We start from the raw sequence: 1,972 nt of genomic DNA on the forward strand, positions 1-1,972 counted from the left end.
TGCCGAAGTTAAAGCTGTTACCATCTGCCTTAACATCCAATAATCCTGTGCCTGTGAGATGATTATTCAAGCTAAAATCATCTTTTGAATTCACGGTAATTCTGTCGCCTTTAGCGGCAATATTCACCTTAGCAGCATCATTCAACTGACCTATTTCAACCAATGTTAAGCTCGAGTCGTTCGTCAGATTAATTGAACCTGTCAAATCCTTAAGCTTTGCATTACCGGTATTCAAAGATAAATCTGTGCCCGCTAAATTTAAGTTACCCATACCGCTAATGGCATTGGTTAATTCACTTGTAATATTGTTTAAGTGCACCGCGCCATCTTGCGCCACTTGAACAGAACCTTTGCCAAGTTGATTAAAGTTAGTCGCTGTTAATTGGCTTGTGCCATCGATTGCAAATGTGCCGGTAAAACCTGAATTATCACCTGTTAATGTGACATCTGCTTTGGTATTCACTGAGCCATTACCAGCTAGATTGTTACCCAAAGAAGTATCCGCATTTAAATTTAAATCACCTTCAAGCGCTATTTGGCTTGAGCCTAATGTGCCCGCATCCGACAAGGAAATTGCAGCACCGGAATCGATTGCAATGTTTGCATTTAAATCTGTGTTCGCTTTTGTGATGCTTAAATCACCGGCAGAAATGGTTAAATCACCAATACCTTTCAAAATACCAGTAGATGTTGAGGATGCACCTTTTGCGTTGGTCACTACTAATGAGCCACCTGCCAAATCCACAGAGCCAGCATTCGTTAAGCTGCCAACGGTTTGTGTTTTACCGTTTAAATTAACGGTTGTTGCGGCCGCTAAATTTAAGTTAGATGTTTGACCAAAGGCATTGTCGCTGCCCGCAGTTACCAAACCTGCGGTCACGTTTGTTGCACCTGTATACGCATTTTGATCATTGGTTAAAGTTAAGCCCATTGCATCACTAGTTAACGTTAAATCACCGTTGCCCGTGATGGCTGCCGTCATATTTTTATTGATTGCATTCGTTGCATCTAAAGCGAGCGTTTGGCCATCTGCAATCTCCAAGGCGCTGAGGCCATAATTCACACCCAGGCCATCTGTATTATTGAGCGCGTAATTGTAAGTACCTTTCGCAACGGTTTGGCCATTTTGGTCAATGCTTCTAATCGTACCTGCACCGATCTTACTGCCATCTAATTTCTGTAACGTCAGATCAGAGATCTTGAGGCCGCTATTATCTTTAGCTGTAATGAGTTGAGTATGCTGGCCTTTGTTTTGATCCAATAGATTTGCGGCTGAGCCATCTGTTGGCGTAATGGCATTTAGATCAACTTTAATGGTGCTTTCGCCATTGTTTACCAAGGTATGGGTATTGATCGAGCCTTTACCATTAAAGACCGTTTGTCCACCTTGTAAAGTCAAATTGCCGATTGTTTGATCCGCAGTATCAACGGTTGTGATATTGCCATTGCCAACCACCAATGTTGCATTGGTTAATGCGTTTGTATTATTGCCCTTTAAATCAAAGGTGCTGTTTTCTAGGTTCACCGTGCCGGCAAATTCGTTGCCAACAGCGCTGCCGAAGTTAAAGCTGTTACCATCTGCCTTAACATCCAATAATCCTGTGCCTGTGAGATGATTATTCAAGCTAAAATCATCTTTTGAATTCACGGTAATTCTGTCGCCTTTAGCGGCAATATTCACCTTAGCAGCATCATTCAACTGACCTATTTCAACCAATGTTAAGCTCGAGTCGTTCGTCAGATTAATTGAACCTGTCAAATCCTTAAGCTTTGCATTACCGGTATTCAAAGATAAATCTGTGCCCGCTAAATTTAAGTTACCCATACCGCTAATGGCATTGGTTAATTCACTTGTAATATTGTTTAAGTGCACCGCGCCATCTTGCGCCACTTGAACAGAACCTTTGCCAAGTTGATTAAAGTTAGTCGCTGTTAATTGGCTTGTGCCATCGATTGCAAATGTGCCGGTAAA

Annotated in this window: 1 pseudogene; it reads right to left on the reverse strand. The window is 41.9% G+C overall.

What is annotated here, in order from left to right:
- A pseudogene (locus B9T20_RS10150) lies at nt 1-1,972 on the reverse strand (hypothetical protein); the annotation flags it as partial.

Origin of the sequence: Wohlfahrtiimonas sp. G9077 (genome assembly GCF_002252155.1) — a bacterium.
Taxonomy (GTDB): domain Bacteria; phylum Pseudomonadota; class Gammaproteobacteria; order Cardiobacteriales; family Wohlfahrtiimonadaceae; genus Wohlfahrtiimonas.